The sequence below is a fragment of the Kineosporiaceae bacterium genome (assembly GCA_016713225.1).
Taxonomy (GTDB): domain Bacteria; phylum Actinomycetota; class Actinomycetes; order Actinomycetales; family Kineosporiaceae; genus JADJPO01.
Window position 1 is genome coordinate 297,736 of sequence record JADJPO010000005.1, and the last position, 15,477, is coordinate 313,212.

11 protein-coding genes are annotated in these 15,477 nt (G+C 71.0%); 6 read left to right on the top strand and 5 right to left on the bottom strand.

All coding sequences use genetic code 11. The annotated features are described in order from the left end of the window. Nucleotides 1-10: 10 nt before the first annotated feature. The 3 genes from panB to IPK24_20245 form a co-directional block, all read right to left on the bottom strand. Nucleotides 11-895 (bottom strand): 3-methyl-2-oxobutanoate hydroxymethyltransferase, encoded by an 885-nt coding sequence (gene panB, locus IPK24_20235; GenBank protein MBK8077816.1) that lies wholly within the window; start codon nt 893-895, stop codon nt 11-13. 145 nt (nt 896-1,040) lie between these two features. Then, nucleotides 1,041-2,831, bottom strand: a complete 1,791-nt coding sequence (locus tag IPK24_20240; GenBank protein ID MBK8077817.1) for an NAD+ synthase — start codon at nt 2,829-2,831, stop codon at nt 1,041-1,043. A gap of 40 nt (nt 2,832-2,871) precedes the next feature. After that, nucleotides 2,872-3,309: a DUF4870 domain-containing protein gene (locus IPK24_20245; protein MBK8077818.1), complete on the bottom strand. Its 438-nt coding sequence runs from the start codon at nt 3,307-3,309 to the stop codon at nt 2,872-2,874. A 168-nt stretch (nt 3,310-3,477) separates the two neighbouring features. Here IPK24_20245 and IPK24_20250 point away from each other — a divergent pair, with 168 nt between their 5' ends. The 6 genes from IPK24_20250 to IPK24_20275 all read left to right on the top strand — a co-directional run bounded on the left by IPK24_20250 (nt 3,478) and on the right by IPK24_20275 (nt 12,159). Beyond that, nucleotides 3,478-4,848 carry a glutamine synthetase gene (locus tag IPK24_20250; protein MBK8077819.1) on the top strand — a complete coding sequence of 457 codons (1,371 nt, stop codon included), beginning with the start codon at nt 3,478-3,480 and terminating at the stop codon, nt 4,846-4,848. Between the two features lie 176 nt (nt 4,849-5,024). Further along, complete coding sequence (locus IPK24_20255; GenBank protein ID MBK8077820.1) at nt 5,025-5,582, top strand: type 1 glutamine amidotransferase; 558 nt, start codon at nt 5,025-5,027, stop codon at nt 5,580-5,582. A gap of 77 nt (nt 5,583-5,659) precedes the next feature. After that, a complete protein-coding gene (locus IPK24_20260) occupies nt 5,660-8,719 on the top strand; it encodes a bifunctional [glutamine synthetase] adenylyltransferase/[glutamine synthetase]-adenylyl-L-tyrosine phosphorylase (GenBank protein ID MBK8077821.1) in 3,060 nt (1,019 codons plus the stop codon). Nucleotides 8,720-8,776: 57 nt separating this feature from the next. Continuing rightward, nucleotides 8,777-9,715, top strand: a complete 939-nt coding sequence (locus IPK24_20265) for a hypothetical protein (protein MBK8077822.1) — start codon at nt 8,777-8,779, stop codon at nt 9,713-9,715. Nucleotides 9,716-9,796: 81 nt separating this feature from the next. Next, a complete protein-coding gene (locus tag IPK24_20270) occupies nt 9,797-10,381 on the top strand; it encodes a DUF1349 domain-containing protein (protein MBK8077823.1) in 585 nt (194 codons plus the stop codon). Nucleotides 10,382-10,440: 59 nt separating this feature from the next. Continuing rightward, nucleotides 10,441-12,159 (top strand): hypothetical protein, encoded by a 1,719-nt coding sequence (locus IPK24_20275; protein ID MBK8077824.1) that lies wholly within the window; start codon nt 10,441-10,443, stop codon nt 12,157-12,159. 128 nt (nt 12,160-12,287) lie between these two features. Here the strand turns inward: IPK24_20275 and IPK24_20280 are convergent, their stop codons facing one another. Both IPK24_20280 and pgi read right to left on the bottom strand, forming a co-directional pair. Beyond that, the gene (locus IPK24_20280; GenBank protein MBK8077825.1) at nt 12,288-13,268 is read right to left on the bottom strand and encodes a type IV toxin-antitoxin system AbiEi family antitoxin domain-containing protein; all 981 of its coding nucleotides are present in this window, start codon (nt 13,266-13,268) and stop codon (nt 12,288-12,290) included. Nucleotides 13,269-13,514: 246 nt separating this feature from the next. Beyond that, nucleotides 13,515-15,167, bottom strand: a complete 1,653-nt coding sequence (pgi, locus tag IPK24_20285) for a glucose-6-phosphate isomerase (GenBank protein ID MBK8077826.1) — start codon at nt 15,165-15,167, stop codon at nt 13,515-13,517. Nucleotides 15,168-15,477 lie beyond the last annotated feature (310 nt).

Genomic DNA, 15,477 nt, shown 5'->3' on the forward strand with positions numbered 1-15,477 from the left:
GCCGCGGTCCTCAGCTCTCGAAGGAGTGTTCGGGGGCCGGGAACGTGCCGGCGCGGACGTCGTCCGCATAGGCCTTCGCGGCGTCCAGCATCACGTTGTGCAGGTCGGCGTACCGCTTGACGAACCGCGGCGCCTTGCCGGTGCGCAGGCCCATCATGTCCTGCCAGACCAGCACCTGGGCGTCGCAGTGCGGCCCGGCGCCGATGCCGATCGTGGGGATCTGCAGGGCCTTGGTGACCGCGGCGGCAGCGTCGTTGGGCACCATCTCGAGCACGATCGCGAACGCGCCGGCCTCTTGCAGCGCCAGGGCGTCGGCGACCATGCGATCGACGGCCTCCTCGCCGCGGCCCTGCACCCGGTAACCACCCAGACCGTGCTCGGCCTGCGGAGTGAAGCCGATGTGGCACATCACGGGGATGCCGGCACCGACGATCGCCTCGACGCTGGGCGCCACGCGCCGTCCGCCCTCGAGCTTGACCGCGTGGGCCAGGCCCTCTTTCATCATGCGCATCGAACTGCCCAGCGCCTGGTCCGGGCCGGCCTGGTAGGAACCGAAGGGCAGGTCGGCGACCACCAGGCAGTGCCGGGCGCTGCGGGTGACGGCGCGCACCAGCGGCACCATCTCGTCGACGGTGATGGGCACCGTGGTCTCGTAGCCGTAGACGTTGTTGGCCGCCGAGTCGCCCACCAGCAACACCGGGATGCCGGCCTGCTCGAACACGGCCGCCGCGTACTGGTCGTAGGCGGTGAGCATGGCGAACTTCTCGCCGCGCTGCTTCATCTCGCGCAGGTGGTGGATCCGCACCCGACGCGGTGGCGGCACGGCTCCCGGGGCCGCGGCGTCCGGCACGACCACCCGCGCGCCGTAGGGGTTCGGTTGCTCGTTCTCACTCATGCCTTCTCCAAAGGTTGCGTCCGAAACCTGCTCATGCTCCGCTGGTGACTCGCCATGATCGGACATTTCGCCCAGATTCACGTCGTGGGCGGAGCATCGGCGGTCACCGGCGGAGCATGAGCAGGTTGGGGGTGGGTGTTCGGGGTCAGGATTCGTGTTCGCGCCAGCGGCTGGTGATGGGTAGGCGGCGGTCGCGGCCGAAGGCGATGGGCGAGACCTTGGGGCCGGGGGCGGATTGGCGGCGCTTCCACTCGGCGCGGTCGACCATGGTGACGACAGCGTCGATCGTGGCCGGCTCGAAGCCGTCGGCCAGCAGTTCCGAGCGGCCGTGGGCACCCTCGACGTATCGCTCGAGGACGGCGTCCAACAGGTCGTAGGGAGGCAGCGAGTCCTGGTCCAGCTGCCCCGGGCGCAGTTCGGCCGAGGGCGCCTTGGTGATGCACGGTTCGGGGATCGGTGGCTTCTCGCCCCGGGCCACGGCGTCGGCGTTGCGCCAGCGAGCCAACGCCCACACATCGGTCTTGGGCACGTCCTTGACCGGGTTGTACCCGCCCACCGAATCGCCGTAGATGGTCGAGTACCCGACGGCCAGCTCCGATTTGTTGCCGGTGGTCAACGTGAGGTGGCCCTCCTGGTTCGACAACCCCATCAGGACGACGCCACGCACCCGGGCCTGCAGGTTCTCCTCCGCCAGGCCGGTCAGGCCCAGCGCGCTCAGGAAGGTCTCGACCATCGGTGCGATCGGCACCACCCGGTAGTCCAGGCCCAGCCGCATCGCCAGGTCGGCGGCGTCGTCCTTGGAGTGCTCGCTCGAGTAGCTGCTCGGCATCGAGACCCCGACGACGTTCTCCGCGCCGATCGCGTCCGCGGCGATGGCGGCCACCAGGGTCGAGTCGATGCCACCCGACAGCCCGAGCACCACCGAGCGGAACCCGTTCTTGCGCACGTAGTCCCGCAGGCCGACCACCAGGGCCCGGTACACCTCGGCGTCACCCTCGCGGTCGACGGCGAAGGTGGCCGGGGGTCGCAGCATCGGGTCGGGGGAGTAGGGCGCGACGGCGTCCTCGCTGATCGTGACGTGCCGGACGCCGTCCACCACCGCGGGTGCCGCGTGCCCGGAGTCCGCCGGCAGGTCGAGGTCGACCACGAGCAGGTGCTCGTCGAACTGTGGGGCACGGGCCAGCACCTCACCACCGGCCGAGACCACGATCGAGTCGCCGTCGAAGACCAGGTCGTCCTGGCCCCCGACCATGTTCACGTAGGCCAGGGCGCACCCCGCCTGTGCGGCGCGGCGGGTGACCAACTCGCGACGCACGTCGTCCTTGTCGCGCTCGTAGGGCGAGCCGTTGAGCACCAGCAGGAGCTCGGCGCCGGCCGCGCGGGTGAGCGCCACCGGGCCGCCCTCCTGCCACAGGTCCTCGCAGATGGCGATCGCCACGTCGACGCCGCGCACCCGCGCCACGGTCAGGTCACGCCCGGGCACGAAGATCCGGAACTCGTCGAAGACGCCGTAGTTGGGCAGGTGGTGCTTGGCGTAGCGAGCCACCACCGCGCCCCCGACGCAGATCGCAGCGCAGTTCTGCGGCTCACCCTTGGGTACCCCGACCCGGACGGCGGGCGCCACGTTCTCGCCGTGACCGTCACCGTCGCGGTCGACCCGGTCGAGGTAGCCGACCACGACCGGCAGCTCGCCCAGCCCATCGGCGTCCAGGTCGGCGGCCAACTGCTCGACTGCGGCACGACTGGCGTCGACGAACGACGTGCGCAGGGCGAGGTCCTCGACCGGGTAGCCGGTCAGCACCATCTCGGGAAAGGCCACCAGGTGGGCCCCGGCCTCGGCGGCCCGGCGGGTCCAGGCCCGCACCAGGGCGGTGTTCCCGGCGAGGTCGCCGACGGTCGGGTTCACCTGGGCCAGGGCGAGGCGCAGTTGCGTCATGCTCCGAGCCTACGGCGGGGGTGGTGGGCGGCGGAGCGGCTCAGCGCACGAAGCGCGGGGTGAGCGGCGGGTCCCAGGACTCGCCGGCGTTGGCCTTGACCGCCCCGAGGATGTGCACCACGAGCCCGAACACGCCGACGACGGCCGCCGTCAGGAAGCCGATCAGCACGAACATCAACGGCAGCGAGATCAGCAGTCCGATCCCCACGATGATCTGGACGTTGAGCGCGTTGGCGGCGTGACGGCGCACGAAGGCACTGCGGTCCTTGTAGAGCAGGTAGACCACGAGCGCCCCGACGAAGCCGAGGAAACCGCTGCTGAGCACCCAGGCGGCCAAGGTGATCAGGTGGGCGAGCATGCCCCACTGCCGCTCCTCGGCCGGGCTCAGCGCCGTGCCCGGGGTGGGGCCCCCGGGGGAGGCGTCGCCGGGATAGGACGAGTAGCCCTCGTAGGGGCCGGGTGGTGGGCTCTGGCTCATGGTGAACGACCGTCTCCGCTGGCAGGGTGGGAGCTGATGACTACAGCCTAGAACCGGGGGATGTCCACGTCGCGACCATCGGCGCGCGGGGCGTCACACGCCGGTAACCCGCCCTGGCCTAGCCTGGGGGACAGCAGGTGTTCCGTCGGTCACGAGGAGACGTGGGCAGTGGACAGACAGCAGGAGTTCGTGCTTCGCACGCTCGAGGAGCGCGACATCCGTTTCGTGCGCCTGTGGTTCACCGACGTCCTCGGCACACTCAAATCCGTGGCGGTGGCGCCGGCCGAGCTCGAGGGCGCCTTCGCCGAGGGCATCGGCTTCGACGGCTCGGCGATCCAGGGGCTGGCCCGGGTCTACGAGGCCGACATGCTGGTGCGTCCCGACCCGTCGACCTTCGCCGTCCTGCCCTGGCGCGGTGACCACCAGGGCACCGGGCGCATGTTCTGCGACATCCTCACCCCGGACGGCGAGCACACCCTCGCCGATCCGAGGTACGTCCTGAAGCGTTCACTCGAGAAGGCCGCCGGGCACGGGCTGACCTTCTACACCCACCCCGAGATCGAGTTCTACCTGCTCAAGGACGAGCCCGGCCCGGGCCGGGTGCCGGTTCCGGTCGACCAGGCCGGCTACTTCGACCACGTGGCGCGCGGTACCACCCACGACTTCCGGCGGGCGGCGATCAGCGTCCTCGAGAGCATGGGCATCTCGGTGGAGTTCAGCCACCACGAGGGCGGCCCGGGCCAGAACGAGATCGACCTGCGCTACGCCGATGCGCTCAGCACGGCCGACAACATCATGACCTTCCGTACCGTGATCAAGGAGGTGGCGTTGGAGCAGGGCGTCTACGCCACCTTCATGCCCCGCCCGTTCGCCGATCACCCCGGTTCGGGGATGCACACTCACCTGTCGCTGTTCGAGGGCGACCGCAACGCCTTCCACGAGGCGGGCTCGGAATACCAGCTGAGCAAGGTGGCCCGGCACTTCATCGCCGGGTTGCTGGTGCACGCCGCCGAGATCACCGCGGTCACCAACCAGTGGGTGAACTCCTACAAGCGGCTGTGGGGCGGGGTCGGCTCGTTGCCGCCCGAGGCCGGCCGCGGCAACGAGGCACCGGCCTACGTCTGCTGGGGGCACAACAACCGCTCGGCGCTGATCCGGGTGCCGATGTACAAGCCGGGCAAGGACAACTCGACGCGCATCGAGTACCGCTCCCTGGACCCGGCCTGCAACCCCTACCTGGCGTACGCGGTGATCCTGGCCGCCGGGTTGAAGGGCATCGAGGAGTCCTACGAGCTGCCCGACGGCGCCGAGGACGACGTGTGGGCGCTGACCGACGCCGAGCGCCGGGCGTTGGGCATCAAGCCGCTGCCGAGCAACCTCGAGGCGGCCATCGAGCTCATGCAACGGTCCGAGTTGGTCGCCGAGACCCTCGGTGAGGGCCTGTTCGACTTCTTCCTGCGCAACAAGCGCCAGGAGTGGGCCGACTATCGCCGTCAGGTCACGCCGTACGAACTGGACCGCTACCTTCCGATGCTGTGACCGCTGTTCCCGCTGCCGGCCCACGACTGCTGGTCATCGAGCACGAGCCGCACGCCGGGCTCGGTCGCCTCGGTGACCTCGACGGGTCGGCCCTCGACCGACGTCGTCCCGATCTGGGTGACGATCTGCCGCCGGACCTGTCCGGCCACGACGCGCTGGTGGTGCTCGGCGGCTCGATGGCGGCGTGGGAGGACGACGTCGCCCCCTGGCTGCCGCACACTCGCCGGCTGCTCGCCGAGGCCGTCGAGCGGGGGGTGCCGACCTTGGGCATCTGCCTGGGTGCGCAGCTGCTCGCCCTGGCCACCGGCGGCGAGGTCGATCGCGGCGGCAACGGTCTCGAGGTCGGCCGGGTCGAGATCCGGGCGTTGGACGCCGCCGCGGACGACGCGCTGCTCGGGCCGGTGGTCCGGCGCTTCGGGGAGACCTTCGCCGTGGCTCACTGGCACCAGGACGCCGTCCTGCGGCTGCCGGCAGGTGCCGTGCCGCTGGCCGTCGGCGAGCGCTACCCGCATCAGGCGTTCCGGCTCGGATCGGCGGCCTGGGGGCTGCAGTACCACCCCGAGGTCAGCGTCGAGGACTGGGCGGACTGGATGGTGGACTTTCACGGGGCGCTGCACCCCGAGGGGCTGCACCCCGAGGAGGTCCAACGGGAGATGAGCGCGGCCGAGGACCACTTCGTCACGTTGGCCGAGGTCCATGCCGCGGCGTTCGTGTCGGTGTGCCGCGCTCGTTGAGGTGAGCCGCGCCATGCCCGGCTGTCGGGGGTGCTGGCTACCCTGAGGCCGTGCCCGCAACCCCGCGTTCGTCGTCCCTGGCCGCACGCCTGGCGCGGTTGTCCTTCGCGCAGCCGGATCGGGCCGAGGTCTTGCTGGCCGATCCCGCGTTGGCCGGGCTGATCGACCCGCTGGAGGACCTGTTCGACGACGGCGTGCTCAGCGCTCTGGGTGAGGCCCCCGACCCCGACAGCGCGCTGCTCGCCCTGGTCCGCATGCTCGAGGAGTTGGGCCGGACCTCGCCGGCCGGCACCCGTTCGGTGTCCTCGCGGGTGCACCACGACGCCCATCCCGCTGCGCTGCTGGCGGCGGTGCGCTCCGGTGGCCCCGCGCGCGACCGGCTGCTCGCCGTCCTGGGTGCCTCGCACGCCCTGGGTGATCACCTCACGCGTCACCCCGAGCACTGGACGGTGCTGCGCGAGGTCGAGCCCGCCTCACCCGAGCAGATGCGGGCCGAGCTGTTGGCCGCCGTGGGGGCGCGGGCCGAGGACGACGAACCGGTGGCGACGCTGCCGCTCACCGCTGCGACGGACGCGTTGCGGGTGGCCTACCGACGCCGGCTGCTCGCCATCGCCGGGCGCGACCTGGTCGCGCACGACCCGGCGACGGCGTTGCCCGAGGTGGCCCGTGATCTGGCCGACCTGGCTGCCGCAGCGCTCGAGAGCGCTCTGGCCGTGGCCCGTCGCGAGCTGCCCGACGGGGCCGAGCCCTGCCGGCTGGCGGTGATCGGCATGGGTAAGTGCGGTGGCCGTGAGCTCAACTACGTCAGTGACGTCGACGTGATCTACGTGGCCGAACCGGTCGAGGGCGGCGACGAGGCAGCGGCGATGGCCACCGGCTCGAAACTGGCGGCCGCCCTCGCGCGGGTGTGCTCGGCCTCCACACCCGAGGGCACGTTGTGGCCGGTGGACGCCGCGCTGCGGCCCGAGGGCAAGGCCGGCCCACTGGTGCGCACCGTGGCCAGCCATGTCAGCTACTACCAGCGGTGGGCGCAGACCTGGGAGTTCCAGGCGCTCCTCAAGGCCCGCGTGGTGGCCGGTGACCGGGCACTCGGCGAGCAGTATCTGGAGGCCTTGGCGCCGATGATCTGGCGGGCCGCCGAGCGCACCAACTTCGTCGAGGACGTGCAGGCGATGCGGCGCCGGGTCGAGTCCCACGTCGGTGCCAAAGTGGCCGACCGGCAACTGAAACTGGGTCCGGGTGGGCTGCGCGACGTCGAGTTCAGCGTGCAGTTGCTGCAACTCGTGCACGGCCGGATCGACCCGCGATTGCGCACCGGCAACACCCTCGAGGGGCTCGAGGCGCTCAGCGCCTACGGCTACGTCGGCCGGGACGACGCGGCCGAGCTCGACCGTGCCTACCGGTTCTTGCGCACCCTCGAACACCGGATCCAGCTGCATCGGCTGCGGCGCACCCACGTCGTCCCGGACTCCGCGACCGAACTGCGCTGGATCGGGCGCTCGTTCGGCTACCGGCGCAAGCCGGCCGATGAACTGCAGCAGACCTGGCGCCTGCACGCACGCGAGGTGCGCCGGCTGCACGAGAAGCTGTTCTACCGGCCGCTGCTGGCGGCGGCGGCACGGCTGACCACCGACGAGGTGCGCCTGACCCCCGAGGCGGCCAATGCCCGGCTGGCAGCGCTCGGCTATCGCGACCCGGCCGGCGCGATGCGGCACCTGTCCGCCCTCACCGCGGGCGTGAGCCGCCGGGCAGCGATCCAGCGCCAGTTGCTGCCGGTGATGCTCGGGTGGTTCGCCGACGGTGCCGACCCGGACGCCGGACTGCTGGGATTCCGTCGCGTCAGTGACGACCTGGGCACGACCCATTGGTACCTGAAGATGCTGCGTGACTCCGGTGCCGCAGCCGAGCGCATGGCCCGGGTGCTGGCCTCGGGCCAGTTCGTGACCCAGATGTTGCAGCGGGGTCCCGAGTCGGTCGCCATGTTCGGTGACGACAGCGAGCTGGTGCCGCGCTCGCGGTTGGCGACCGTGGCGGCCATGCGGCGCGCCGTGGACCGGCACGCCGGTGAGGCGTCGAAGGCCGCGCTGGAGAACGCGGCCGGGGCGGCGCGCGGCGTCCGGCGGCGTGAACTGCTGCGCACCGCGATCGCCGACCTGGCGGGCCTGATCGATCTCGATCAGGTGGGCTGGGCGTTGTCGGACGTCGCGGTGGCGACCATCGACGGTGTGCTGCACGCGGCCTCCGAGCACGTCGCCCGCAGCTACGGCGGCACGTTGCCCACTCGCATGCTGGTGGTCGGCATGGGGCGCCTGGGCGGTGGCGAGCAGGGGTATGGCAGCGATGCCGATGTGATGTTCGTGCACGCACCGCTGGAGGGGGCTGACGAGCGGTCGGCCCATGACGCCGCCATGGCGGTGGCGGGCGAGCTCCGCCGGCTGCTGATCGCCCCGGGGCCCGATCCGGCGCTCGACGTGGACGCCGACCTGCGACCCGAGGGACGCAACGGCCCTCTCGTGCGCACGCTGGAGTCCTACGGCGAGTACTACCGGCGCTGGTCGCTCACCTGGGAGGCCCAGGCACTGACCCGCGCCGTGCCCATCGCGGGTGACGAGGCTCTGGCGCAGGCCTTCGTCGAGATGATCGACCCGCTGCGCTGGCCGGCCGACGGGTTGGACGACGCGGCGGTGCGTGAGATCCGCCGGATCAAGGCCCGGGTGGAGTCCGAACGGTTGCCGCGCGGCGCGGACCCGCTGCGCCATCTCAAACTGGGCCGCGGCGGGCTGGCCGACGTGGAGTGGACCGTACAACTGCTGCAGTTGCAGCACGCGGGGTCGGTGCCTGCACTGCGCAACGCCTCGACGGTGGCCGGGCTGATCGCCGCGGTCGCCGCCGGGCTGCTCGATGCCGAGGACGGCGAGACGTTGCTGGCAGCCTGGCGACTGGCCTCCCGGGTGCGCAACGCCACGGTGCTGTGGCGTGGGCGGCCCTCGGACGCCTTCCCGACCAAGCGCATCGAGCTGGACGGGGTGGCCCGCATCGTCGGGTACCCGCCGGGGTCGGTCGCCCAGCTCGACGAGGACTACCAACGCACCACGCGTCGCGCACGTTCGGTGGTGGAACGCGTCTTCTACGGCTGATTCGGACGCGTCAGCACTCCCGTCGTACCGGGTGAGCAGCTCTGGCACTGTAGGACGATGTCCGTTGCGTTGACTGCTGTGGTGCGCGTCGACCGACCCGCTCCGCCGGCCGCGCTCTTCGATGCCCTCACCCGGTCCGTCGAACGCCTGCCCGAGCACTCGGGCACCTGGTCGTCGCCTGCCGTGCACCGAGCGGACTTCAACGGGACCAACAGGGTCCGCGTCGCGGAGAGCCCCGGTAGCGGTGCGCAGCTGCGAGATCAGTTCGGTCGCCTCGACGCAGCCGACGTGCGGCTGGCCGCGTCGACCCTGCTGCGGGGTCGGCGCTTTCCCGCAGAGCCCGTCGATCCCGATGAGCCGCCGCCCCAGCTGGCGCTGCGCGTCGCCGTCTGGGGGCCGGCGTTCCGGCAGGGTGAGGAACGCGACGACGGCGCGGCGTGGCTGACCTTCGATCCCGTCTGGCCGTTCCACACGCCCGGGGGCGAGATTCCCGCCGCCGAGGCCGCCGACCGCGCGGGCAACCGGGACCTGCTGGTGCGACTGGTGCAGGACGTCGTCGTCGCGGTCGATCCGGCGTCGGTCCGGCTGCACACGGACGTCGGGGATCCGTTGCCCTTCAACGCGCATCTGGCCTACTACCGCGACGTGGCGCAGTTCGCGGCCGACCTCGCGTGGATCGAGGAGCTGTGGGTGCGCGGGTCGGCCTCACGTCGGGTTCCGCCGCTGAGCGAGCTGTCGGCCACCGAACGCATCTGGCCGCTGCACGAGTGGCGGACTGCGGCGGAGCGAGAGCGGGTGCTCCTCGACCTGGAGCGGTTGGTTGCGGTGCTGCCCCGGCTCGGCCCGGAACAGCTCACCGCGGTGCAGGTCGCCGGCAGCTGCCCGGTGCGACCGTTCGGCCCGGGTTTCCTGGTGCTCAGCGGGGCCGCTTTCGTGGACGGGTTCGTCGATCGGTTCTTCACCGAGCTCGCCGACGTCGTGGATCTCGGCGCCTGACGCCCCGTCGGCACAGTGATTTGCCCCCTTCCTGGCGGCGATCGCTGGGCGACGCGCTGCGGCGAGGGCCAGACTGTGGTCATGCCCTCCGCCGACCGTGAAGCCGTGTGGCTCAACGAACCTGCCCGCTGGCGCCATGCCGGCAGCGACCTGGTGCTGACCACCGATCCCGACACCGATTTCTGGCGACGTACCCACTACGGGTTCGTGCGCGACAGTGGGCATCACTACGGCGTTCGGGTCCCGGGGGAGTTCACCTGTCAGGTCGAGGTCATCGGGGACTACCGCGACCAGTACGACCAGGCCGGCCTGATGGTGCGCCTGGACGCCGAGCGCTGGGTGAAGTGCGGCATCGAACTGGTGGACGGTGTGCCGATGATGTCGACGGTGGTGACCCACGCTGTCTCGGACTGGAGCACCAGCCCGGTGCACGGGCTCGAGCCGGGGGGCGTGCTGAGGCTGCAGCTGCGCCGTCACGGTGATGCCCTGACCGTGCAGTACGCGCTGGGGGAGACTCAGACGGGCACCGGCCTCGAGGTGTGGACCACGCATCGCCTGGCCTATCTGCCCCCGGGCCTACCGGTCTCGGTCGGTCCGATGGCGGCCTCGCCGCAGGGCGCTGGGTTCGACGTCCGGTTCCGGGCGTGGACGACAACCGGGTCGTGATCCGGTTCCACCGCGTCCGCGCTGGTCACCGGTCGCGATGTTGCCTACGGTGAGTGGTCATGCGAGCACGTCGTAGTGCAGGTGGACTGACCGTGCAGGCGATCGCCGGTACTCACACGGTGTTGTTGGGCCTGAACCTGGCCGATCCGGCGGGCTGCCTCGGGTTCGGCATCCGGCGGATCGACCACACCGAGGGCGAGACGGCGTGGCTTCGGGGGATGAAGACCTTCGACGCCGTGGTGGCCGATCCGCCGCCGGGGTCGGACTACAGCACCCGCGAGCACCCCATCCAGGACTTCCAGTGGGGTGACTACAGCGCGAAACCGAACCACGACTACAGCTACGAGGTCTCGGCCATGGGTGGGGCGCCGGGGGCGTTGCACCCGCTGGCCACCAGCACGGTGCGGGTGCGTACCGAGGCGCCGGACGACGGCGTCCACGGGGTGTGGTTCAACCGCGGCGTGGCCGGGTCACAGGCCTTTCGTCGGCGCTTCCCCGACTTCGTGCCGGGAGCCGATCTGCCGGACTCCCACCCGGCCATGGTCTGGCTCTCGCGGGGGCTGGGCGAGGCCTTCATCGCCTACTGCGCCGAGGCGCTCGGACCGGGATGGGGGCTGCGCGGGGCGTTCTACGAATTCACCTGGGGCGCGGGGCTCGCCGCGCTCGCCGATGCTCGCACCCGTGGGGTCGACGTCCAGCTGGTGGTGCACGGGCGCGACCGCGACCCGGCGGGTAGCGCCGGACGTGACGGTGACGACGACGACCGGACGGCGGAGCAGTCTCACGCAGCGGCCGCGGCCCACGGTCTGGACGTCGACGGTGTGATCCATTGGCGGACAGCACCCAACAAGGGGGCGCTGCACCACCACAAGTTCCTGGTGCTGACTCACCAGGGGCGCCCGGTCGCGGTCTGGACCGGGTCGACCAACCTGACCCGGGGCGGGGTGTTCGGCCACTCCAACGTCGGCCATCTGATCCGCGACCGGTCGGTGGCCCAGTCCTTCCTCGACGAGTGGCACCAGCTGGCGGACGGCGTCCCGACGACCCGGCTGCGCGTCGTCCACGAGCAGGCGCCGCCGCCTCAGGTGGTGCCGGCCGGTGCGGGGATCACGGCGGTGTTCTCGCCGCGGGCCACCACCTCGACGCTGCTCGACTGGTACGCCGGGCTGTTCGACGGCGGCGCGTCGTCCGCGCACATCACCGGGGCGTTCGGGCTGCACCAGGTGTTCCGCGACAAGCTGGGCGTGGTGCGGCCGCTGGTGCGCACGGTGCTGCTCGAGAAGGTGCCGCCGCGCAAAGCGGCCATCCCTCGGGTCGATCAGAACGTGCGGATCTCGACCGGCAGCCACCTGGCATCGGGTCGCCTCGATCAGTGGGCGACCGAGCACCTGAGCGGCTTCAACAATCACGTCAAGTACATTCACACCAAGATCATCATGGTGGACCCGTTGACCGACGACCCCACGCTGATCACGGGCTCGGCCAACTACTCGGGTGCCTCGACCACCACCAACGAGGAGAACACCGTGGTGATCCGCCCTGGGCGCACCCGCGCGACGTCCCGCCGGGCCGTTCGGCGACTGGCCGACATCTACCTCACCGAGTACCACCGGTTGTTCACCCACTTCACGTTCCGCGCGATGACGCAGGGCGTGGCGCTGAACGAGGGCGAGCGGCGTCCGATGGCTCACCTCGACCCCACCGATACCTGGACCGTGCGCTACTTCGCGCCCGGATCCTGGCGCGAACGCCAGCGCAGGCTGTTCTCCGGCACCTGAACGGCGCTGTGACGGGCAAGCGCGCACTGACCAGGGCGTAGTGCACTGTCCTGCCGATATGCCGTCATGACAGTGCGTCAGGTCGCGCGCCAGTGATAGTCGCGAGTGATCAGTCAGGCTCGATGCGGTCAGGAAGGAGCGCCGCTGACACGCCTGAGCGCCGCGTCGACACGGCGCTTCACCAGCTCAGGGGTGTCGAGGTCGCCCGCGCCGAAGCGCGCGAACTCCCAGCCGTCGCAGCGCAGGGCTGCCTCGCGCGAGCGCTCACGGCGTAGTTCGCTGGGGTCGTCGTACTTGCCCAGCCCGTCGTACTCGACCAGCACCCGGGATCCGTTGATACGCAAGTCGGCGCGGTAGGTGTGCCCCTCGGCCGACACCTCGGCCTGTAGCTCCACCCGATAGCCCAAGCTGAGCAGGACGAAGCGCAGCCGTGACTCGCCGGGTGACTCGGCCCGGCCGTCGGCCCATTCCACGGCCCTGCGGACCTGCGCGATCCCCGGTGTCCGTCGATAGGCCGTGACTGCGCGCGACAGATCGGTCGCTGAGATCAGCTCTCGGCGCAGTGCAGCGTCGGCCGCGACCAGAGCCTCGCCGGGGCCGGCGTCCAGGCCGAGTTGAACGACCGCGAAGCCCGGCTCGACACACTGCCGATCGTGCTGCGCGGACGGGGGAACCCGGTGGACGACGCATGTCGGGCAGCCGGCTCCGGCGCCGGGCGAGCTGTCCCGTGGCGACCGCCGACTGGTGGGACCCGCGTCGATTCGGCCCAGGTGCACGGCGTCCAGCCGGTCACGGCGCACGGGTAGGCCGAGCACCACGAGGGCACTGTCGTGCGTGGCGATCAGCCCTGGGCATCGGCTGGCGAGCTCGGCCCGGAGTCGCAGTTCGTGCCAGCCCTCGGGGGTCCGGCGGGATGTGGCCAGGGCATACCAACCACGCCTCAACCGGACGACACGGCCCTGGCTCACGGCCCGTCGGAGCACGCTCGGGTGAATTCCCGCCGCACCCGCGGTCGTCGAGCTGAAGAGCCCGTCACCGGCGAGGGCCAGTACGTCGAATCCGCTCTCTCGGCTGAGGACGACACGTGAGGACGTGGGGGAGACCGCCATGTGGTGCAGCCTGCCTGGCCGCGGACAGAGTCGTTGCCCGGTCGTGCCGACCTGTGGATGACGGTGTCAGGTCGTGGGTCTGTGGACGCGTCGTCGGGCTCGTCGCGACCCCTTCGCGCCGCGTCGGAGCCACTGAGTGCTGCAGCGGTCACTCTGCTGGTGTTGTGCGGCAGTCACAGTGGCAGCAACCGATGCACAGTGACCCGACCACCCGCACAGTGAGCCCGACCACCCCACCTCACGAGGTCAGGCCCGACCCCGGGCGGCGCGGTAGCGGCGGATCAGCGCGTTGGTCGAGGAGTCGTGCGCCAGGTCGGGGACGGCGTCCGCGGTCAGCTCGGGGGCGATCCGGTTGGCCAGCACCTTGCCGAGCTGAACCCCCCACTGGTCGAAGGAGTTCAGGCCCCACACGATGCCCTGGGTGAAGACCTTGTGCTCGTACAGCGCGATCAGGGCCCCGAGCGTGAACGGGGTCAGCTTGTCGCCCAGGATCGTGGTCGTCGGCCGGTTGCCCTCGAACGTCTTGTGGGCGATCAGCGCTCCGGTGGCACCCTCGGCCGCGACCGCCTCGGCGCTCTTGCCGAACGCCAGCGCCTCGGTCTGGGCGAAGAAGTTGGCCATCAACAGGTCGTGGTGCACGCCGACCTCGTCGCCGGGGTGGACGAACCCGATGAAGTCGGCCGGGATCAGCTTCGTGCCCTGGTGCAGCAACTGGTAGTAGGCGTGCTGGCCGTTGGTGCCCGGCGTGCCCCAGACCACCGGGCCGGTCTCGTAGTCGACCCGCTGGCCGTCAACGGTCACCGACTTGCCGTTCGACTCCATGTCGAGCTGCTGCAGGTAGTCGGCGAACGAGTCGAGGTACTGCGCATACGGCAACACCACGTGGCTCTGCGCGCCGAAGAAGTTGCCGTACCAGATGCCCAGCAACCCCATCAGCGCCGGGGCGTTCTGCCGGTAGTCGGCCGTGGCGAAGTGCTCGTCGACGGCGCGGAATCCGGCCAGCAGATCGCGGAACGACTCCGGCCCGATGGCGATCATCAGCGACAGCCCGACCGCGGAGTCCATCGAGTAGCGACCGCCGACCCAGTCCCAGAAGCCGAACATGTTGGCGGTGTCGATGCCGAACGCGGCCACCTCGTCGGCGGCGGTCGAGACGGCGACGAAGTGGCGGGCCACCGCGTCGGCCCCGGCGCCTGCGCCGAGGTGTTCGAGCAGCCAGGCCCGCGCGCTGGCGGCGTTGGTCATCGTCTCCTGGGTGGTGAAGGTCTTCGAGGCGATGATGAACAGGGTGGTCTCGGCGTCCAGATCGCGTGTCTTGTAGGCGATGTCGTCGCCGTCCACGTTCGAGACGAACCGCACGTCGAGGTGCTGCGCGGCGTACGGCGCCAGGGCGAAGGTGGCCATCGCCGGGCCGAGGTCGCTGCCGCCGATGCCGATGTTGACGACCGTGGTGATCGCCTTGCCGGTGTGTCCCGTCCAGGCGCCGCTGCGCACCTGGTCGGCGAAGCTCGCCATCGAGTCCAGCACGGCGTGAACGTCCGGGACGACGTTGTGCCCGTCGACCTCGATGTCGGCGTCGGCCGGGGCGCGCAGGGCGGTGTGCAGGACGGCGCGGCCCTCGGTGACGTTGATCTTCGCGCCGGTCATCATGCGCGCGGTTGCCCCGCGCAGGTCGACCGCCTCGGCGAGCGCGACCAGCAGATCGAGCGTCTCGTCGGTGATCCGGTGCTTGGCGTAGTCGAGGTGCAGCCCGGCGACCTCGACGGTGTAGCGGTCGCCGCGGGTGGGATCGGCGGCGAACAGCTCGCGCAGAGGGGTGTCGCGCAGGGCCTGGGCGTGGGCGGCGAGCGCGGCCCACTCCGGACGGGTGCTGACCAGGGGGGCGGCAGAGGTAGTCACCCTCCTACCCTGCCGCGTTCGGTGGTCGGGAGCCAGGACGTGGGTCGTGTCTTCGTCACACCCACCCCATGATCACGATCTGGCATCCGGATCCGGGACGGAAACCCCGCGACGCGGAGTCCAAATGGTGATCATGGCGCGGCTCTGGGGGTGATCCCCGGCGGAACGTGTGGGATGTTGGGGGATATGCCCCGTTGGGGATGATTTCTGAGTCGAGCGGGACGGCGAGGGGACGACGATGAGCCGAGTCACGAGTCACGCCACACGAGCTGCCCGGCAACGACCGACAGACAGGGCGCGGACGGCGCGG